Raw genomic sequence first — 20865 nt, 5'->3', positions numbered from 1 at the left:
TGTCCAGCACATCAAGACCTGTGACGCGCGAGGGGGATCGTGGAGCGGCGTGATGTACAAGGGCATTATGAAGAGCTGGCCGCCGAGTACGACGAGCACTGGGTGTACGGGCCGGACTACATCCCTTGGATGTCGGCCCGCATCGCCGAAACACTGAGGCTCAATGGCAACGACCGTATCGCCGACATCGGTTGCGGTACAGGGCTGTTCGCGCGCGAAGTGGCGAAGTCCGTCCGACCGAGCCGCCCCGTTCTCTGCGCCGATCCCTCAGAGGCGATGCTTCGTCAGATCGGGATGCCGCCCCCACCCGGTCTGGCACCGGTTCTCGCCTCGGCCGAAGACATTGCCGAGGGGAATGTCGACCTGCCCTCTGGCCGGCTCGATGCGATGTGGCTGAAGGAATCGGTGCACCACCTCCCGGATCCGGCCCGGACGTTGCGCGGCCTGACGGGGCGGCTGGCGCCCGGTGGACGCCTTCTCGTGGTCATGCTCCCGGCCACGATCCAGTACCCGTTGTTCGACGCTGCTCTCAGGCGCTTCGAGGAGCTGCAACCCGACCCATTGGGCATCGTGGAGCACCTGACAGCGGCTGGGATGGAGGCAGGTCTCACCCACGTCGAGCACGAGTTGCGCATCGACCGGGACAGGTACTTCGGCATGGTGCGTGCTCGCTACATGTCCTTGCTCTCCACCTTCAGCGACCAAGAGATCGAGAAGGGGATCGAGGAGATGCGTGCCGCCCACCCCGAGCCCGTCCTTGTGTTTCCCGACCGGTTCGCCTTTGTCCTCGGGAAGCTGCCGAATCAACGAGGTGAGGGCGAGTGAGTACCGTGGTCGATGAGCGGCTGCGTCGTCTCCGGGGTGAACTGGACGATCACGCAAGGATCGCGGACCGTCTCGGGCTCGACCTCGAGCGCCCTCTGCGTTCTCTCGACGATGGCTACCCCGAGAACGCCGTCGCGCTTGTCGGCAAACTGACCGAGAAGCTGCTCAAGGAGTTATGGCGCCACCACAACATCGAAGGTGATCCTTCGACCAAGGCGCTGAACGACCTCGTCAAGCGCTGCCGTCCACACATCCGAAGCAGCACCGTGATGGACGCTCTGGACGACATCCGCCGTCTTCGTAATCGTTCCACGCACGACGGCTACGACATCAGCGACGAGGACGGGCTGCTGGCCGTGCGCCGCCTCGTCGATGTGCTGGTCTGGTTCACGAACACGGGGAGCCCCGCGCTCCTCGGCGGAGAGCCGGACCTGGCTCCCGAGGTGGCCCGCCGCTGTGAGTTCCTCGCAGGTCTGTACGTCACCCTCGGCTATCGGCAGGCCAAACGCTTCGTTCTCAGCCCCGACACTGTCTACCAGCTGTTCTGCCGTGAATCGGGCATGCGGCTCGAGTACGTGGAGCTCATGCTCTCCCGGGACGCCGACGATCTGAGCACGGTCCTCGCCTCCAGCGATGGTGAGTTGTTGCGCACCCGACTGCCCAAGCTCACCAGGTTTGTTGTCCTGGAGGACGACAACGACAGTGCGGCATCCGGGGCGCTCCACCAGATGCTTGGACTGGACTTCCGGATCGTCCGCTACGACGGCTTCGTCGACACTCTCGTCAACCTCGAAACACATCTCGGCGCCGTCTCCTCCATAGCCGCACCCGCAGAGCCCCGCGTGGCGATCACCGCCGCCGTGCTGTCCAACGACCCGCACACCGGGGAGCTCCGGAAAACGGAATCCGCGGACGCTGCGGAGCTGCTCACCCGCCTGGGCCGGGGCAGCGCGAACGTACTGGTCACCGGTCGCCCCGGGAGTGGTAAGAGCACGCTTCTACGCTCTCTGGCCGTCAACCCCGACACCCGCCGTTTCCGCTTCTACTTCGACCTCGGACTCAAGCCCAAGGACGAACCCTTCTCGGAGTACGCCGCGCGACTCCTGGCACCGTCCATGGCTTCGGACCGCTCCCGCGCCTACGACCTCTTTCTCTATTTGATCCGCTCAGGCACTGCACTCTGCGTGCTCGACGCCGTCGACGAGGGCGTCGATGAGGCGAGCCCCGCCGGATTCCTGCGCCTGTTCGTGGATCTGGCAGCCGTGCTCTCGGCGGAGTCCGCCGTGGTCATGAGCTCGCGCGTGTCCTTCCTTGCCGACTCGCCGCAGGTCCGCCAGCTGCTGGACAGCGGCGCAGGACGTTCCGAACAGCTCGTCGAGCAGATGTACGCCAATGGAGTCGACCCGGCCAGGGTCCCGCACTTTCACCTCGTACGCCTCGCCGAACCTGACGCAACACCGTTGGAGAAGAGGCTCACCGCGTCGCTAGGGCTGTCTCCGGGGCGTTCCCTCGCCGACATCCTCGGAACGCACATCACCCGGACCCTGGCCGATCGCGGACAGGCCGGCATCGAGCAACGTCTGCCCGACTGCTTCGGGCACGCCTTTCTCACCGACCAGACGGTGTTCTCCCTCCTCGACCTGCACCGGGCGCTGGGGACAGGCGCGTTCACCGACGGGCGCCTTGAGCTCGACGCCTGTGTGCTCTCACCCTTGCTGCGCCCGGCAGGGCCCGATCAGGTTGCCTTTGTGCACACTGCGTACCAGGAACTGCTTGCGGCGCGATATCTGGCCGAGGCCGGAAACCAGGACGTTGCAGTGGACGTGCCGGGCGGCGCCTTTCTCACCGAGCAGGTTCGCGCCTTCCTCGCCGGCCTTCCCAGCACTCCCGCGACCGACGACTGCGTACTGCCCGCAGGAACGTATCTGGTCGGCCCGGCTGAACGACTACTGCTCCGCCGAGTCCCGCGATCCGTACGATTCGACCGACACGCTGTGACGGTGCAGCGCTACCGGCGCTTCCTCCAAGCGCTCAACGACGATGGCACCTCGAGCTGGGACCATCCCGACCAGCCGGCCAACGTTACGCACCATCCGTGGACCGACAGGTTGCGCGAATCCGACTACTACGCCGACACGCGCTACGACTCGTACCCGGCCGTCTGCGTCAACTGGTGGAGCGCGTACGCCTTCGCCGGGTTCGAGGGCAAGAGGCTGCCTACCTCCCTGGAGTGGGAAGCCGCTGCGCGTGGTACGAACGGCCGCCTGTTTCCCTGGGGCGACGAGCCCCGGGACGGACTCATCAACTGTGCGGACTCATGGGTCGGGCGCCCTGTCGTCACCTACCAGGCGTGGTACGAGGACTTCGCAGGCGACGCAGTCCGGCGGGCCTGGGTGACGCCATCGGACGAACGGCCCGGAAACCGCTCTCCGTTCGGCATCGGGGACATGGTGGGCAACTGCTGGGAATGGACGTCGACCAGCCTCGGTGATCCGGGTGAGGCCGTCATTTGCGGCGGCAGCTATGACAACCCGATGCGTGCTGTGCAGGCAAGTAGTAAGGGTCTCTACCGGAAACGCGGGGGAAGCAACGCGGTTGGCTTCCGCTGCATGGAGGAAATCACCGACACCGAGGAGACAGTGGCATGAGTGGCGAGCCGCGTCACGGCACGATTGTCGACAGGCGTTCGAGTGGCGGGGGAGTGAACGGCACGCTTGGTTCGTACATCGTTCGAGACGACGAGGACCAGCGGTATTACGGATTCGACTACCGGCAGATCGTGACTGAAGGCTTCCGCACCATCCGCACCGGTGAGCGTGTCCGCTTCCATGTCTCGGCAAGCCCCGACCGGGCCGAGTTCGTCATCCGCCTCGACCAGCCTGATCCGTCCGAGTACTACGGATGACCGCCGTGCCACCCTCACTCGAAACCATCACCGGTGCGCGCCAGGAGCTGACAGTTGTCGTCCCGGTGCGTCTGCTGCGGACTCCCGACTGGGCCGAGGGGCCGTTCCCCTTCGAGCTGGGCAGCCGTCGCACCGATACCGCGACGCGGGCAACCTATTTCGCTCCGGCCTCCGCGAGAGTCCTTTACGGCGCGCCCGGTCGGCCCCGACGCTGGTACCGGTCGGCGTCGGTCGTTCATAACGGCCTGCACCTCATTGGTATGGAGCTTCTCCGCACGGCCACCGCCCGTAATCCTGAACATGCTCTCGCAGTCCTCCACTTCACGGTGTACAGACCGTTGTTGCCTGTGGTGCGCGCGATAGCGGGACGAGTGATCACCGACGGCGACGCCGTGACGCTCACAGGCCCGCTCGATTTCGGCGAACTTCTCGCAGGTGTGGCCGAAGTCACCAGCGGTACAGGAACATTCGCCATAGCTCGCCCCTACACCATTGCCTTTCTGACCCCCGAGGCCGAGCACACTCCAGCGCTGCGCGCAGGCCACGAAGGACCACTGCCGGCCACTGCCGACCGCTGGCTTTGGCAGCTGGCGTCACGTTCGAACCCGGCCGACTTTCCGCTTGCCCCGGAGACCGCCGCGGCAGAGCTCGGCGGCGCCGTGCGTATCTCGGCGGACTGGAGCGCCCTGGTGCTCCGGCAGGGTGCCGCATTCCTCGGCCACCGTGCCGATGCGGGGGACGGCGACTTCTACGCGTTCGGCGCCCTGCACTCGCGCACCGTCTACCTCGACGCCCTGCTGCTCGGGTCACTCCAGCGCGACCACATCGATGAGTTGACTGACGAACTTTCGGACGTTTTCGACACCACGCAACTGGCGCGAAGAGTCGCAACGCTGGAGCGGAACATCGCGGTCTTCCGCAGTACCTACTGGCGTCAGCACCTGACAGCCCACGGTCCGGCCAATGAACTGCTGCTCGCCTTCCAGCAGCAGCACCGACTACCAGATCGCTTCGGCGAAATCTTGGCCGAGGCCGCTGACTACAGTCGGCTGGTGCAGACTCAGGAGAGCCAGCAGATCAGCGGCGCCTTGGGGATCCTCACGGTCCTGGGCCTGCCGCTCGGCACCGCGCTCGGCATACTCCAGGTGATCGGCGACGAGTCGCTCTTGCACCTGCTCGTCGCTCTCGGGCTCTCCGTCGCCGCAACGGCAACTGCGCTCGCGACGCCTTACGGGCGACTGGTTCTGTCCTCGCTGCGCAGGGGCAGCAGGCTGTAGACGGGCGCTCTTCGGCCCTGCGACTGTCCGGCGCACCCGACATCGCCACCGCCCTGCGGCACAACGCCCGCGACCCGGAACGTCCGCTCGCCCTCCTTGGGTTCGTATGACCGCCACCCGCGTGGAACCGCCGGGACAACGCAGTTGATCGGCTGCTTTCCCTCGTGTAGCAATGCTCTGTGATACATGGCGAAAAGATCGGACTGCGTGCCCGGCACGCGAGCGACGTCCCAGTTCTCCAGTCCGAGCTGTACGACGATGTGGCTACACGGTCACGCGCCGACTCCCGCCCGTGGCGGCCCATCCCGCCAGGCTCGGGGCAGTCGCCCTACGCAGTGGCTGAGCCGTCGGACGCGGCAGCCTGCTTCTCCGTAGTGGAGCTGGAGTCGCAGGAGCTGGTCGGCGAGGCCCTGCTGTGGGGCATCGACACGCACAGCAGGACGGCTCACATCGGGATCTCCCTGCGACCCGCATTCCGCGGCCGCGGGCTCGGCGTCGATGTCCTGCAGGCGCTGTGTGAATACGGATTCGCCGTACGTGGACTGCAGCGCCTGCAGATTGAGACCCTCACGGACAACGCCCCGATGATCGCAGCGGCAGCCAGGGTGGGGTTCACGCGAGAGGGAACGCTGCGGCACTCCGCCTGGGTGTACGGCGCATACGCCGACGAGGCCATCCTCGGCCTCCTCGCGGACGAATGGACGCCCCAGGCATGAACAGCCGGAACCCGAGTCCGCAGTAGAGCAGATGAGAACAAACGGGTCGGGATCGAACTTTGCCGAAGCCCTGGGACATAGCCATCGCCCGTCATGGCACTTTGCGCAGTCGGTCAGAATTCAGCAACCGGCAGGGACTGGCTCCAGTCATTCCGCAGGATGGGAACAGACCGCACGGGCCCGGGTCAGCTTCACAACTCACCGAACCCGTACGGTCCTTCTCACACCACGCCACGGCGCGGCAGCGCCCGTCCGCATGCTTCCAGGTCGTAGAGCCGCGTCCTCTCGGCTCATGCTGACGGTGGTTGAGGAACGGCCGATTCCGCAACCCGGTCGAAGAATTTCATGGCCATGTCCTGGCGTTCGGGCAGTCGTTCAAGCCCGGCCGCTGGCCTGGGACATGACATCGAGCGGTCGCAGGAAGCGGCGCTCGTACCGCTTGATGCAGCGGGTGTTACGAGCCAGTTCGAAGGCATCTTGGCACTCCGGGTCGGACATGCTGTCCGTGCGGTACTGCTCGTACGCGGCGAGACTGGGAAAGGAGAAGAGGGCGTAGGCGATGTCGCTGTCGCCCTCACTCGGCAGGAAGTAGCCGTGGTGCGTCCCGCCGAAACGGTTGACGAGCCCGACCCAGCGGCGGCCGTATTCCTCGAAGTCCTCGAGCTTGTCGGCGTCAATCTCGTATTTCAGATGAATGGTGATCACGCCCACATAATGCTGCATGCCGGTTCGGGTCCGAAGGCGGCCCATGCACCACCGTCCGGAACCGCTCCCGGGCAAGGGCGAAGAGCTCGTCGCCCGGGGAGCGGTCCGGGCCGGATCTGCCGAAGAGGCCCTACGGCTCCGCTGACGGACGCGTCCTCGTGGACCTCACCTCGGACACCCCGGACCGCGCCCATACCTCCGCGGCCTGGGCCGACGCCCAGGCGCTCGACTATCTGGCGGGCGCCATCATGGTGCCGGTCGAGGTGACCGGCGGGCCTCAGGCACTGATCTTCTACGCCGGGTCGCAGTCCGCGTACGACAGGTACGAGGCCGTGCTCAAGGCGCTCGGCGCGGGCGCCCCGCTCCACGGCCCGGATCACGCACTTGCCGCCGCGTACGACATGGCGATGCCGGACTTCTTCCACGGCAGCATGGCGGGGCCGGTCCACGCCTTCGCCCTGGCCCGGGCGGAGAACATCCCCGCCGCCGCCATCGCCCCGTACCTGCGGACCATCGTGGCCGGGACGGCGGCCGACAATCGCATCCTCGTGCCCGACTCCGAGCTCGCGGCCCTCCGGGTCGACTCCGGCGGCGCCGGCGAGTGGCGGGGCATCCTCGTACGGCTGCGCGCCGTGCTCGATGCGACGGGCGCGCCGACCCTCTGCCGAGCGTCTCCTGGACGCAAACAAAAACCCCGGTCCGAATTGACGGCCGGGGTATTTCTCCGCCTATATTGAATAGTTCCGTGTGCGCGAACCGCGCAGAAATCGGAAGAATTCAATAAGTTTACTCTATCGCGTCAGGTGCTGAATTGTCTGCCGAGGAAATACGGAAAGAACAGCAATTCGTCTCCCTCGCCCACGAGCGGCTCGACCAGCTCCGGGTAGCGGCCGAAGCCGCCATGCGCGCAACGATCGCGCAGCTCAGCACCGGTCGACAGGCGCGAGTGGAGCGCGATGTCGGCGTCGCCGAGCACTCCGCCACGCTCGCCGCGCTGAATGCCACCGACACGGGACTCTGTTTCGGGCGGATCGACAGGCACGACGGAGTCACGTACCACATCGGGCGCACCGGAATCCGGCGGGACGACGCCGAGCGGACCCCGTTGCTGATCGACTGGCGGGCTCCCGTCGCGCGGCCGTTCTATCTCGCGACCGGGTATGAACCGATGGGGCTGCGCCGCAGGAGGCACATCACCACGCGGGGGCGCACGGTCACCGGGTTGCACGACGAGATCATGGATCTCGCCGACACCACCCGTACCGGATACGAGTCGCACGACGCCGACGAGGTGCTGCTCGCCGCGCTGAACAGCGCCCGCACGGGCCGGCTGGGCGACATCGTCTCGACCATCCAGGCCGAGCAGGACCACATCATCCGCGCCCCGCAGCGAGGGGTGCTCGTCGTCGAGGGAGGGCCGGGCACCGGGAAGACCGCGGTCGCGCTGCACCGGGCCGCGTATCTGCTGTACGCGCACCGGGAGCAGCTCGCCAAGCGGGCCGTGCTGATCGTCGGGCCCAACCCGGCCTTCCTCGGCTACATCGGCGAAGTGCTGCCCTCGCTCGGTGAGACCGGCGTGCTGCTGTCGACGGTCGGCGAACTGTTCCCCGGCGTGCACGCCACCGGCACCGACAGTCCCGCGGCCGCCGCCGTCAAGGGCCGGGCGGACATGGCCGCCGTACTGGCCGAGGCCGTACGGGACCGGCAGCAGGTGCCCGAGAAGGGCGACCCGATCGTCATCGCGCACGACGACGGGGAGCTGATCCTCGACTGGGGCATGGCAGTCGAAGCGCGGCACAAGGCCCGTGAGACCGGGCTTCCGCACAATCTCGCCCTGCCCACCTTCGCCTTCCGGATCATCGACGATCTCACCACGCAGCTCGCCGACCGCATCGGCGCCGACCCCTACGGCGGCCCGAATTTCCTCGGCCCCGACGACATCGCCCAGCTCGGCAAGGGCATCGCCGCCAGCGCGGAGGTGCACGCAGCCATCACCTCCCTGTGGCCCCCGCTCACCCCGCAGGAGTTCCTCGCCGGCTATCTGGAGGAGCCCACGCATCTGGCCGAGGATGACGCCGAGCTCCTCCGGCGCGCGAGGAAGGCTGCCTGGACACCTGCCGACGTGCCCCTCCTCGACGAGGCCGCCGAGCTCCTCGGTGCGGACGACTCCGCCGCCCGGGCCGCCGCCGAGGCCGAGCGGGCCCGCCGGATCGCCTACGCGCAGGGCGTCCTCGACGTCTCGTACGCCTCCCGAACCTACGAGTTCGAGGACAAGGAGGACATCGACGAGGATGCCTCCGAGGTCCTCGCGGCGCACGACATCATCGACGCCGAACGGTTCGCCGAGCGTCAGGAGGAGGCCGACCACCGCAGCGCCGCCGAGCGCGCCGCCGCCGACCGGACCTGGGCGTTCGGGCACATCATCGTCGACGAGGCGCAGGAGCTGTCGGCCATGGCCTGGCGGCTGCTGATGCGCCGCAGCCCGACCCGTTCGATGACCCTGGTCGGCGACCCGGCCCAGACCGGCGACCTGGCAGGCTGCGACTCGTGGCAGGAGATCCTCGCGCCGTACGTCCAAGGCCGCTGGCAGTTGGCCCGGCTCGGGGTCAACTACCGTACGCCCGCCGAGATCATGGAGTACGCGGCCGAGCGGCGCCGGGCCACCGATCCCGCCTTCGAACCCCCGCGCTCCATCCGCTCCACCGGTGCACGGCCCTGGGAGCGCACCTTGCCGCTCGCCGACGTGGCCGGGCTCGCCGAGGCCGAGGCCCCGGCGGAGGGCAGGCTCGCCGTCATCGCCCCGCGCGAGCTCCACGCGGAACTCACAGGGCTCGACGACGGGCCGCTGGATCTGCGCCGGCCCGTCGTCCTGCTCGACCCGCGCCAGGCCAAGGGCCTGGAGTTCGACACGGTTCTCGTCGTCGCGCCCGCGCTGATGACCGCCAACGATCTCTATGTGGCGCTGACCCGGGCCACCCAGCGGCTCGGGATCATCACACCGGCTTCAGCCACACCGTCGCCAGCGGCGGCAGAGTGAGCTGGACGCTCGTGCGGTGACCGTGGGCGGCGACGGACTCCGGCTTCAGCGGATCCGGGTTGAGGACGTCACCGCCGCCGTACCGTGCCGCGTCCGTGTTGAGCACCTCCGCCCAGGCGGACACGGACGGCGGCACGCCCAGCCGGTACTCGTGGCGGACCACCGGCGAGAAGTTCGACGCCGCGAGCAGCGGCGCACCGTCCGCGTCGAAACGCAGGAAGGCGAAGACATTGTCCTCGGCGGCTGTGCCGTCGACCCAGGCGAAACCCTCGGGGACGGTGTCCCGTTGCCACAGCGCCGGTGTCGCCGCGTACACCGCGTTCAGCTCACGCACCAGGTCCCGTACGCCCCGGTGGTCGCTCTCCGCCTCGTACGAAGGGTCGAGCAGCCACCAGTCCGGACCGTGCCCCTCCGACCACTCCGCGCCCTGGGCGAACTCCTGCCCCATGAAGAGGAGTTGCTTGCCGGGATGGGCCCACATGAAGCCGAGGTACGCCCGGTGGTTGGCGCGCCGCTGCCACCAGTCGCCGGGCATCTTGCTGACCAGCGCCTGCTTTCCGTGCACCACCTCGTCGTGCGAGATCGGCAGGACGTAGTTCTCGCTGTACGCGTACACCATCGAGAAGGTCATCTCGTTGTGGTGGTACTTGCGGTGCACCGGCTCCTTCGACACGTACTGCAAGGAGTCGTGCATCCAGCCCATGTTCCACTTCAGTCCGAAGCCGAGCCCGCCGAAGCCGTCGGGGCCGACGTGGTGGGTGGCGCGGGTGACGCCGTTCCAGGCGGTGGACTCCTCGGCGATGGTGACGACGCCCGGATTGCGCCGGTAGACGGTTGCGTTCATCTCCTGGAGGAAGGCGACGGCGTCCAGGTTCTCCCGGCCGCCGCGCTCGTTCGGGGACCATTCCCCGTCCTCGCGCGAGTAGTCGAGATAGAGCATCGAGGCGACGGCATCGACCCGCAGCCCATCGATGTGGAACTCCTCGCACCAGTAAGTGGCGTTGGCGACAAGGAAGTTGCGTACCTCCTTGCGCCCGTAGTCGAACTCCAGCGTGCCCCAGTCCGGATGTGCCGCCCGTGACGGGTCCGAGTGCTCGTACAGCGGGCGGCCGTCGAACTCCGCGAGCGCCCAGTCGTCACGCGGGAAGTGCGCGGGCACCCAGTCGACGATGACGCCGATACCGGCCCGGTGCAGCGCGTCGACGAGGAAACGGAAGTCGTCCGGTGTGCCCATGCGCGACGTCGGGGCGTAGAAACCGGTGACCTGATAGCCCCAGGAACCGCCGAAGGGATGCTCGGAGACCGGCATCATCTCCACATGAGTGAACCCCAGATCCCTTACGTACGCAGGGAGTTGTGAGGCCAGCTGACGGTAGGTGAGTCCCGGCCGCCAGGACGGAAGATGCACCTCGTACACGGAGAACGGCGCCTCGTGCACCGGTAGGTCCCCGCGGTGCGCCATCCACTCCTGGTCCTGCCACTCATGGTGCGATGCCGTCACGATCGAGGCAGTGGAGGGCGGTACTTCGGTACGGCGGGCCATCGGGTCGGCGCGTGTGGTGTGCGAACCGTCCGGACGGCAGATGTCGAACTTGTAGAGCACGCCCTCCCCGATCGCGGGCAGGAACAGCTCCCACACCCCGCTGGAGCCGAGCGAACGCATCGGGAAGCCGCTGCCGTCCCAGTAGTTGAAGTCCCCGACGACCCGCACACCGCGGGCGTCGGGAGCCCAGACGGTGAACCGGGTCCCCGCGACCCCCTGGTGCTGCATGGGCTGAGCGCCGAGGGCGGTCCACAGCTCCTCGTGGCGTCCCTCGCCGATCAGATGCAGATCGAGATCGCCGAGCGCGGGCAGGAAACGGTACGGATCCTGCACCTCGATCTCGTTGTCCTCGTAGGCGACCAGGAGCTGGTACTCGGGGAGTGAGGGCATCGGCAGCAGCCCGGAGAAGAGGCCGTCGCCGTCGTCGTGCAGCTGCGCCCGCAACCCCTTGGCGAGCACGGTCACGGACCGCGCGTACGGGCGCAGCACCCGGAAGGTCACACCGCCGCGGACCATGTGGGCGCCGAGCAGGTCGTGCGGGGCATGGTGCTCACCGTGGAGCAGCCGGGCCCGGTCGTCGTCGTCGAGGGGGCGCGCCTGGCGTACTCCCTGACTGCCGGCGCCCCGGCGAGGACGCGGCGACGGGCCGCCGTCACCGGTTCCGGCGGCTCGCTTGCCCGCAGGTTTCTTCCGCTTGGCCGAAGCGTCCGGGACGGCCGGTTCCGAGGAGGGCGGCGTGTCCACCTCGGCCGGGGCCGCGGGGGGCAGCGTCCCGTCCGGTGTCAGCAGCGGGACTTGGGGGACCTCGGTGGGGGCGGGCGCTTTGCGGGACGGCTTGCGGGCGGTCACAGGATTTCTCCCAGGATGCCCCGGGCTTCAGCCCGGGGAGGAATGGGTCCTTGGGGCGGAGCCGCGTAGCGGCGGAGTTCGTTGCACATCTGCTCTGACCTGTGCTTTCAGGGTGTTGTCGGGGCGGAACAGGGCCGGACGGGGCGGAGCAGCGGGGGACGGGGACGGGCGGTGGTGCGGGAGCGACGACGGCGGGTCCGCCGACGGGCGACGGCACCGGGGCCGTCAGCGGGCGACGGCGGCCAGCCGCTGGATCGCGGCCATCGGAACCGGAAGCCAGTCGGGCCGGTGCCGTGCCTCGTACAGCACCTCGTACACCGCCTTGTCGGTCTCGTGGGCGCGCAGGAGCTCCGGTTCGCTGCGCGGGTCGACGCCCGAGGCCTTGGCGTACCCCTCGCAGTAGGCGGTCCGGCAGTGTGCCGCCCACTCGGCGTTCCACGGGCGGTGCGAGCGGGCCGCGTAGTCGAAGGAGCGGAGCATGCCGGCGATGTCGCGTACCGGTGGCTGCGGACGTCGGCGCTCGGGCAGTGGTCTGGCCGGTTCGCCCTCGAAGTCGATCAGTGACCAGAAACCGTCGGCCGCGCGCAGCGTCTGGCCGAGATGGAGATCGCCGTGGACCCGCTGTGTCACCCAGTTGTGACCCCGGTGACCGAGCGCGGCCACCGCGTCGAAGGCGGTACGCAGCCCGGGGACGTACGGCATGAGCGCCGGTACCGCCTGCGCGGCGGCTTCCAGCCGCTGCACCATCGCGGCGGCGAGATGCTCGGTCTGGGAGCGGCGCAGGGCGGGCGTCGGCAGGGCAGTGGCGAGCGCGGTGTGCACCTCGGCGGTGGCCCTGCCGAGCGCGTGGGCCTCGACGGTGAAGTCGTGGCCCGAGGCGAGGGCCCGCAGGGCGAGCTGCCAGCCGTCCTCCGCACCGCGCAGGAACGGCTGGAGGACGCCGAGGGTGAGTGGCCCCGGGGCGGTGGCTTCGAACCAGGCGACGGGGGCGGGCACCCGTCCGCAGCCCTCGCGCGCGAGCGCGAGCGGCAGCTCCAGATCGGGGTTGGTGCCCGGGAAGATCCGGCGGAAGATCTTGAGGATGTAGGCATTGCCGTAGACGAGCGAGGTGTTGGACTGCTCGGTGTCGAGCACGCGCGGCGCCAGCCCCGCGGCGATGGGGGTGCCGCCCCGGTCGAAGCGCAGGGCGCCGAGGGTGCCGGGGGTACGGAACCGTTCCAGCAGGAGTTCGGCCAGGCGCGGGTCGTGCAGCCCCTCGTAGACGGTGCGGCCGGCGAGCGGTCCTTTGGCCACATGGCCGATGAGTGCGGGCGCCAGCCGTGGCGGCAGTGCGGACCTTACGCCGAGCAGCAGTTGGTAGCAGTCGTCCGGCGACTGCGCGGGCATGGAGGGCTGGTGGACCCGGACCAGCAGATGGAGCAGCCCGGTCCCGGTGCGGGCGCCGACGGAACAGGTGTCCACCGGCAGCATCTCGGTCGCCGACACCAGCGAGAACGCGGTGATCGGCCGGCCCTTGCCCGCGAACCACCGCTGCCGGGGCAGCCATTCGTGCAGCAGGGGGGCGAGAGACGGGAGCAGGGTTGTGCTGTCAGCCAGGGCGACCCGAGTGGATGCAGCCTCCGACATGGCATCGCGTCCTTTCCCCGGGCACACCACAGGATGCGAAGAGTGTCCCGGATTGCGGCAATAGCTGTCCGGCTGTGCGGGACGTGTCGGGTCAGGATGGTCCGTACGGACTCGACTCGAAGGGATCGAAACGCCAGATAGGACCCTGAAGGGGTCGGAAGTGTCCGATGCGGGTGAGGGTGCCCCGTGCGGGGCGGCGGAAACCGCCCCGCGGTTGGTGGTGCGAAGTGACGCCGGGTCAGCTCGGCGGCGCGTCCTTGCGCAGCCGGAACCAGTAGAACCCGTGTCCCGCGAGAGTCAGCAGGTAGGGCCACTGACCGATGGCGGGGAAGCGCACCCCACCGATCAGCTCCACCGGATGACGCCCGGTGAACGACCGCAGGTCCAGCTCCGTCGGCTGCGCGAACCGCGAGAAGTTGTGCACGCACAGCACGAGATCGTCACCGTGCTCCCGGGTGAAGGCGAGCACGGCGGGGTTCGACGACGGCAGTTCGTTGAACGAGCCGAGACCGAAGGCGTGGTTCTGCTTACGGATCTCGATCATCCGCCGCGTCCAGTGCAGCAGCGACGACGGGGAGGCCATCGCCGCCTCGACATTGGTGACTTGGTAGCCGTAGACCGGATCCATGATCGTGGGGAGGTAGAGCCGGCCGGGATCACTGGAGGAGAACCCGGCGTTCCGGTCGGGAGTCCACTGCATCGGAGTGCGTACGGCATCCCGGTCGCCCAGCCAGATGTTGTCGCCCATCCCGATCTCGTCCCCGTAGTAGAGGATCGGGGAGCCGGGCAGGGACAGCAGCAGCGCCGTGAACAGCTCGATCTGGTTGCGGTCGTTGTCCAGCAGGGGTGCCAGCCGCCGGCGGATACCGATGTTGGCCCGCATCCGTGGATCCTTGGCGTACTCCGCGTACATGTAGTCGCGTTCTTCGTCCGTGACCATTTCGAGGGTGAGCTCGTCGTGGTTGCGCAGGAAGATTCCCCACTGACAGTTCTTCGGGATCGCCGGTGTCTTCGCCAGGATTTCGGAGACCGGGTAGCGGCTCTCGCGCCGGACGGCCATGAAGATCCGTGGCATCACAGGGAAGTGGAACGCCATGTGGCACTCGTCGCCGCCGGCCTGGAACTCGCCGAAGTAGTCGACGACATCCTCCGGCCACTGATTGGCCTCGGCGAGCAGCACGGTGTCCGGGTAGTTCGCGTCGATCTCCTTGCGTACCCGCTTGAGGAAGTCGTGCGTCTCCGGGAGGTTCTCGCAGTTGGTGCCCTCCCGCTGGTAGAGATACGGCACGGCGTCCACACGGAATCCGTCGATGCCGAGGTCCAGCCAGAAGCGCAGCGCGGAGATGATCTCCTCCTGCACCGCCGGGTTCTCGTAGTTGAGATCGGGCTGGTGGGAGAAGAACCGGTGCCAGTAGTACTGCTTGCGCACCGGGTCGAAGGTCCAGTTGGACGTCTCCGTGTCGACGAAGATGATCCGGGCATCCGGGAACTGCTTGTCGTCGTCGGCCCAGACGTAGTAGTCGCCGTACGGCCCTTCCGGGTCGGTGCGGGACTGCTGGAACCAGTCGTGCTGATCGCTCGTGTGGTTCATGACGAAGTCGATGATCACGCGCATCCCGCGCTGGTGCGCGGCGTCGACGAACTCCACGAAGTCGGCCAGATCGCCGAACTCCGGCAGCACGGCGGTGTAGTCGGACACGTCGTAGCCGCCGTCGCGCAGCGGCGACTTGAAGAACGGCGGCAGCCAGAGGCAGTCGACGCCCAGCCACTGCAGATAGTCCAGCTTGGCGGTGATGCCCTTGAGGTCGCCGATGCCGTCGCCGTTGGAGTCCTGGAAGGACCGGACGAGGACCTCGTAGAAAACGGCGCGCTTGAACCAGTCGGGATCGCGGTCCTTGGCCGGGGTGTCCTCGAACAGGTCGTGGACGGGCTCATTGACGATCATGGTGTGGGTGACCCTCCGGTCGGCGGGGACGGTCGCAGGACGACGATGTGCGCGGGCGTGACGCCCGGCTCCAGACGCACATAGAAGGTCCTGCCCCAGTGATAGGTGTCGCCGGTGAGCTCGTCGCGCACCGGCACGCTCTCGTGCCAGTCGAGGCCGAGTTGCGGCATGTCCAACGAGACCGTGGCCTCCTGGGTGTGGTGCGGGTCGAGGTTGACGACCACCAGAACGATGTTCGAACCCGAACGCTTGCTGTACGCGATCAACGCGTCGTTGTCCGCGGAGTGGAAGTGCACATCGCGCAGCTGCTGCAACGCCGGATGGCGGCGCCTGATGCGGTTGAGCGAGGTGATGAGCGGAGCCAGCGAACGGCCCTCGCGCTCGGCCGACTCCCAGTCCCTGGGCCGGATTTCGTACTTCTCCGAGTCGATGTACTCCTCGCTGCCGGGCCGGATCGGGGTGTTCTCGCACAGCTCGTACCCCGCGTACACGCCCCAGGTCGGGGAGAGCGTCGCGGCGAGAACGGCCCGCGCCTCGAAGGCCGGCCGGCCCCCCTCCTGGAGGTAACCCGGCAGGATGTCCGGGGTGTTCACGAAGAAGTTGGGCCGCATGCAGGAGGCGGATTCGCCCGACAGCTCCGTGACGTATTCGGTGATTTCCTGCCGGGTGTTGCGCCAGGTGAAATACGTGTACGACTGCTGGAAGCCGATGACGGCGAGCGTCTTCATCATTGCGGGCCGGGTGAATGCCTCGGCCAGGAAGATCACATCCGGGTCGGTCCGGTTGATATCGGCGATCACCTTCTCCCAGAAGATCACCGGCTTGGTGTGCGGATTGTCGACGCGGAAGATCCGTACCCCGTGATCCATCCAGAAGCGCAGAATGCGCAACGTCTCCCTGACCAGGCCGCGCAGATCCTTGTCGAAGGCGATCGGATAGATGTCCTGGTATTTCTTCGGCGGATTCTCGGCGTAGGCGATGGTGCCGTCGGCGCGATGGTGGAACCACTCGGGGTGTTTCTCGACCCAAGGATGGTCGGGAGAACACTGGAGCGCGAAATCCAGCGCGATCTCCATGCGCAGGGTGCGGGCGGTCTCGACGAAATGATCGAAGTCGTCGAGGGTGCCCAGCTCGGGATGGACCGCGTCGTGACCGCCCTCGGCCGAGCCGATCGCCCAGGGCACGCCCACGTCGTGGGGAGCGGGGGACAGCGAGTTGTTGGGGCCCTTGCGGTGGGTGGTTCCGATGGGGTGGACGGGCGGGAGATAGACGACGTCGAAACCCATGGCGGCGACCGCGGGAAGCCGCTCGGCAGCCGTACGGAAGGTGCCGCTGATGATCCTCGCCGGCTGTTTTGCAGCCTTTCCCGGCTTCCCCGCCCTGCCCTTCTTCGCCCTGGCCGGTTCGGCCGGTTCGACCCTGGCGCCCTCCGAGCGGGGGAACAGCTCGTACCAGGAGCCGAACAGGGCCCGCCGGCGCTCGACCAGCAGAGGAAGCGGGCGGGACGCGGTGACCAGTTCGCGCAGCGGGTGACGGGCGAGCGCGGCCTGCGCCTCGGGGACCAGCGCCGCGGCGAGCCGGGCGGCGGCCGGGCGGGACCCGTCGCGCAGGGCGTCGGCCGCGTCCAGCACCGCCTCGCGCCCGTCCCGCTTGGGTACGCCCGCGGCGGCCCGTTCGTACAGCTCGGCGCCCTCCGCCAGGACGAGCGCGGTGTCGATCCCCGCCGGGATCTTGATCAGGGCGTGCTGTCGCCAGGTGGTGACCGGGTCGCTCCAGGCCTCGACCGTATACGTCCAGCGGCCCTCGGAGACCGGGGTGACATCGGCGCCCCAGCGGTCGGTGCCAGGGGCGAGCTCGCGCATCGGCGTCCAGGGACCGGGACGCCCGCTCGGATCCAGCAGGACCGCATTGGCTGCGACGGCGTCATGGCCCTCGCGGAAGACGGTCGCGGTGACCTGGAAGGTCTCTCCCGCAACGGCCTTGGCGGGCCTTCTGCCGCAGTCGACGAGGGGACGGACGTCGAGCACGGGAATGCGACCGATCATGGAATCACCTGGGGACTGGAGCTCGGGCTGAACGGGGCACGATGCGGCCGCGGAGGGCGAAATACGCGCACCGCGACCGATGGGGTCCGTCCTTTCTAGCTGCTCCGTTGACGGCTGACGGGGTGTGGGCATGGCCGCTCCTGTCCGCATTCACTCGAATGGCACTCGAACTGCTGGGGCGCGGATGTGTTGCGCGGATGTAAACCGGATGAAAACCTGTCCCGCAGGTGCCTCGCATTCGCGCTGCATTCGGGCGGCATTCGCGTGGTCCCGGGATGGGCTCGGGCTGTGTACCGGAGAAGCCTTCCCATGCTTCTCGGGGGACCGATCCGGTGGTGTGTCAACTACTCGGGCGTATCTGTGACGACCTGAATGCGCCGAGCGCCGCCCCGCATGCCCGGGGCTCGCCGACGCCCCTCCGGACGCCACTGGGCAGCTTTCTCCTTGGCGCGAAGTGCCACAAGACCGAACGAGGTGATGGAATCGGCCATTACCCATGTGGTGGATGTGCCTGGACCGGCCGTCCGGGGCCCGGGATGCGGATGAGGTGGGGCGGGCGGGGCGGAGATCGCCACGGGGCGGAATCGCCGGCGGGCGACCCGGCCGGCGGCACGCGCTGTGAGCCGGTCGCGCGCCGTGGCCGCGGTGCACGGCCCACCGTCAACGTCAAGGGTGACGGAGAGGCGCACACCGTGGTGCGTCCCCTCGGATTCGCAGGTCCCCTGTAAAGGTGGAATACGTGAAGGCCATTCGTCGGTTCACCGTGCGTCCCGTCCTCCCCGATCCCCTTCAACCACTCAGTGACCTCGCCCGCAATCTGCGCTGGTCCTGGCACACCGAGACCTGTGAGCTCTTTCAGGCCGTCGACCCGGAGATCCGGCGGACGGCAGAATGCGACCCCGTGCGGCTGCTCGGTGCCGTGTCCGCGGGGCGACTCGCCGAGCTGGCACTGGACGAGCAGTTCCTGCGCCGGCTGGCCGAGGTGTCCGCAGACCTCCGGGACTACCTGGACGGTCCCAGGTGGTACCAGGAGCAGCTGGCCCAGGGAGCGGAGCTGCCGGCCGCCGTTGCCTACTTCTCGCCCGAGTTCGGTGTGACCGCCGCACTGCCCCAGTACTCCGGCGGGCTCGGCATCCTCGCCGGCGACCATCTCAAGGCCTCCAGCGACCTGGGCGTCCCACTCATCGCGGTCGGCCTGCTCTACCGGCACGGCTACTTCCGCCAGAGCCTGTCCCGCGACGGCTGGCAGCAGGAGCACTATCCCGTACTCGATCCGAACGAGTTGCCGCTGACCCTGATCCGCGAAGCCGACGGGACCCCGAGCCGGGTGGTCCTCGCCCTTCCCGGTGGCCGTTCGCTGCACGCCCACATCTGGCAGGCCCAGGTGGGACGCGTACCGCTGCTGATGCTCGACTCCGACGTGGAGGAGAACGCGCCGGGCGAACGCGAGGTGACCGACCGGCTGTACGGCGGCGGCAGCGAGCACCGGCTGCTGCAGGAGATGCTCCTCGGCATCGGCGGCGTACGGGCCGTGCGGACGTACTGCCGCCTCACGGGGCATCCGGCGCCCGAGGTGTTCCACACCAACGAGGGACACGCCGGCTTCCTCGGACTCGAACGCATCCGTGAACTCTCCGGCACCGGGCTGGACTTCGACTCCGCGGTGGAGTCCGTGCGGGCCGGCACAGTCTTCACCACCCACACGCCCGTGCCCGCCGGGATCGACCGGTTCGACCGCGAACTCGTCGCCCGGCACTTCGGGGACGACGGCGAACTCCCGGGAGTGGGTGTCGAACGCATCCTGCAACTGGGCGTGGAGACCCACCCCGGCGGCGAGCCCGAGGTCTTCAACATGGCGGTTATGGGGCTGCGGCTCGCCCAGCGGGCCAACGGGGTCTCCACCCTCCACGGGTCGGTCAGCCGCGAGATGTTCGCCGGGCTGTGGCCGGGCTTCGACGCCGCGGAGGTGCCGATCACCTCGGTGACCAACGGGGTCCATGCACCCACCTGGGTCGCGCCCGAGATCCTCCGGCTGCGCAAGGGATACGGCGGCACGCCCGGACGCTGGGACTCCGCCGCCGACGTTCCGGACCGGGAACTCTGGGACCTGCGGCGGGCCCTGCGCGGACAACTGGTCACCGAGGTGCGCGAGCGGCTCTACGCCTCATGGCGCATCCGGGGCGCGGAAGCGGCCGAACTCGGCTGGATCGACAGCGTGCTGGACCCGGACGTGCTGACGATCGGCTTCGCCCGGCGAGTGCCCTCGTACAAGCGGTTGACGCTGATGCTGCGCGACCGCGACCGGCTGAGGGAACTGCTGCTCCACCCGACCCGCCCGATCCAGATCGTCGTCGCCGGCAAGGCCCACCCCGCCGACGACGGCGGAAAGCGGCTGGTGCGGGAGCTGGTGCGGTTCTCCGACGATCCCCGGGTGCGTCATCGCATCGTGTTCCTGCCGGATTACGGGATGGCCATGGCGCGGAAGCTCTACCCGGGCTGCGACGTATGGCTCAACAACCCGCTGCGCCCCCTGGAGGCCTGTGGTACGAGCGGCATGAAGGCCGCGCTCAACGGCTGCCTCAATCTCTCGGTCCTCGACGGCTGGTGGGACGAGTGGTTCGAGCCGGACTTCGGATGGGCGATCCCGACGGCCGACGGTCTGGCCATGGACGAGGACCGCCGTGATGATCTGGAGGCGGGCGCCCTCTACGAGTTGATCGAGGACCGGGTCGCGCCGCGCTTCTACGACCGGGGCGGCGAAGGGCTCCCCGAGCGCTGGATCGAGATGGTCCGCCGCACGCTGGGCACCCTCGGGCCCAAGGTTCTGGCAGATCGCATGGTGTCCGAGTATGTGGAGCGGCTGTACGCGCCCGCCGCGATCGCCCAGCGTGCGCTGGATCCCGGCACGGCCCGGCAGCTCGCCGACTGGAAGGCCAGGGTCCGCGCCGCCTGGCCGCGCGTGGCCGTCGACCACGTGGAGGCCGTGGCGCCCAATGCGGCGGGCGGCTCGGCCGAGCTGGGGTCGACGCTGGTGCTGCGGGTGCGGATCGCCCTCGGGGTGCTGGAGCCGGCCGATGTGGAGGTGCAGGCGGTGGCGGGCCGGGTGGACGCCGCCGACGGGATCTCGGACGCCCAGGTCTTCCCGCTGAAGCCCGCCGGGGGCCAGGACCTGGAGGGCCGCTGGCTGTACGACGGTCCGCTGGCCCTCGATCGCACCGGGCCGTACGGCTACACGGTCCGGGTGCTTCCCGCCCATCCGCTGCTGGCGACCAGCGCGGAACTCGGCCTGGTGGCACTGCCCATGGAGTCGATGGGTGACGGCGCGGGTCTGCTGATGCGCTGACGCACCGTCCTGTGGGCCCGGCACCTGTGCGGTGCCGGGCCCGTTCGTT

At 68.5% G+C, this 20865-nt stretch carries 13 protein-coding genes; 8 read left to right on the top strand and 5 right to left on the bottom strand.

All coding sequences use genetic code 11. The annotated features are described in order from the left end of the window. Positions 1–39 precede the first annotated feature (39 nt). The 5 genes from IEZ15_RS00245 to IEZ15_RS00225 all read left to right on the top strand — a co-directional run bounded on the left by IEZ15_RS00245 (position 40) and on the right by IEZ15_RS00225 (position 5723). Positions 40–825 carry a class I SAM-dependent methyltransferase gene (locus tag IEZ15_RS00245; protein WP_189273234.1) on the top strand — a complete coding sequence of 262 codons (786 nt, stop codon included), beginning with the start codon at positions 40–42 and terminating at the stop codon, positions 823–825. After that, a complete protein-coding gene (locus IEZ15_RS00240) occupies positions 822–3473 on the top strand; it encodes an SUMF1/EgtB/PvdO family nonheme iron enzyme (RefSeq protein ID WP_189273232.1) in 2652 nt (883 codons plus the stop codon). Before IEZ15_RS00245 ends, IEZ15_RS00240 begins: the two co-directional genes overlap by 4 nt. Next, a complete protein-coding gene (locus IEZ15_RS00235; RefSeq protein ID WP_114246738.1) occupies positions 3470–3730 on the top strand; it encodes a hypothetical protein in 261 nt (86 codons plus the stop codon). The genes IEZ15_RS00240 and IEZ15_RS00235 overlap by 4 nt, the downstream gene beginning before the upstream one ends. After that, entirely contained in the window at positions 3727–5007 is a 1281-nt protein-coding gene (locus tag IEZ15_RS00230; protein ID WP_189273220.1) for a hypothetical protein, read from the top strand. The genes IEZ15_RS00235 and IEZ15_RS00230 overlap by 4 nt, the downstream gene beginning before the upstream one ends. A 179-nt stretch (positions 5008–5186) precedes the next feature. After that, positions 5187–5723 (top strand): GNAT family N-acetyltransferase, encoded by a 537-nt coding sequence (locus IEZ15_RS00225; RefSeq protein ID WP_189273218.1) that lies wholly within the window; start codon positions 5187–5189, stop codon positions 5721–5723. A 375-nt stretch (positions 5724–6098) separates the two neighbouring features. On the opposite strand, the gene IEZ15_RS00220 is transcribed toward IEZ15_RS00225, so the two are convergent. Beyond that, a complete protein-coding gene (locus IEZ15_RS00220) occupies positions 6099–6428 on the bottom strand; it encodes an NIPSNAP family protein (RefSeq protein WP_114249310.1) in 330 nt (109 codons plus the stop codon). Positions 6429–6586: 158 nt separating this feature from the next. On the opposite strand from IEZ15_RS00220, the gene IEZ15_RS00215 reads away from it, so the two are divergent. Next, positions 6587–7165, top strand: a complete 579-nt coding sequence (locus tag IEZ15_RS00215; RefSeq protein ID WP_189273216.1) for an imine reductase family protein — start codon at positions 6587–6589, stop codon at positions 7163–7165. Positions 7166–7239: 74 nt separating this feature from the next. Further along, positions 7240–9465: a HelD family protein gene (locus IEZ15_RS00210; protein WP_189273213.1), complete on the top strand. Its 2226-nt coding sequence runs from the start codon at positions 7240–7242 to the stop codon at positions 9463–9465. Here IEZ15_RS00210 and glgB read toward each other — a convergent pair. From glgB to IEZ15_RS00190, 4 genes are all read right to left on the bottom strand, one after another. Continuing rightward, positions 9422–11857: a 1,4-alpha-glucan branching enzyme gene (glgB, locus tag IEZ15_RS00205; protein ID WP_189273211.1), complete on the bottom strand. Its 2436-nt coding sequence runs from the start codon at positions 11855–11857 to the stop codon at positions 9422–9424. The two genes, IEZ15_RS00210 and glgB, sit on opposite strands and share 44 nt — an antisense overlap. 225 nt (positions 11858–12082) lie before the next feature. Next, positions 12083–13483, bottom strand: a complete 1401-nt coding sequence (locus IEZ15_RS00200; RefSeq protein WP_189273208.1) for a maltokinase N-terminal cap-like domain-containing protein — start codon at positions 13481–13483, stop codon at positions 12083–12085. Positions 13484–13721: 238 nt separating this feature from the next. Beyond that, positions 13722–15428 carry a maltose alpha-D-glucosyltransferase gene (treS, locus tag IEZ15_RS00195; protein WP_114246744.1) on the bottom strand — a complete coding sequence of 569 codons (1707 nt, stop codon included), beginning with the start codon at positions 15426–15428 and terminating at the stop codon, positions 13722–13724. Next, positions 15425–17473 carry an alpha-1,4-glucan--maltose-1-phosphate maltosyltransferase gene (locus IEZ15_RS00190; protein WP_189273206.1) on the bottom strand — a complete coding sequence of 683 codons (2049 nt, stop codon included), beginning with the start codon at positions 17471–17473 and terminating at the stop codon, positions 15425–15427. The genes treS and IEZ15_RS00190 overlap by 4 nt, the downstream gene beginning before the upstream one ends. Positions 17474–18212: 739 nt before the next feature. On the opposite strand from IEZ15_RS00190, the gene glgP reads away from it, so the two are divergent. Next, a complete protein-coding gene (gene glgP / locus IEZ15_RS00185) occupies positions 18213–20816 on the top strand; it encodes an alpha-glucan family phosphorylase (RefSeq protein WP_189273204.1) in 2604 nt (867 codons plus the stop codon). The last annotated feature ends 49 nt before the right edge of the window (positions 20817–20865 follow it).

The organism is Streptomyces atratus (assembly GCF_014648655.1).
Taxonomy (GTDB): Bacteria; Actinomycetota; Actinomycetes; order Streptomycetales; family Streptomycetaceae; genus Streptomyces; species Streptomyces atratus.
The sequence above is the reverse complement of the archived record's forward strand: the minus strand, read 5'-3'. Positions and strand labels throughout refer to the sequence as shown.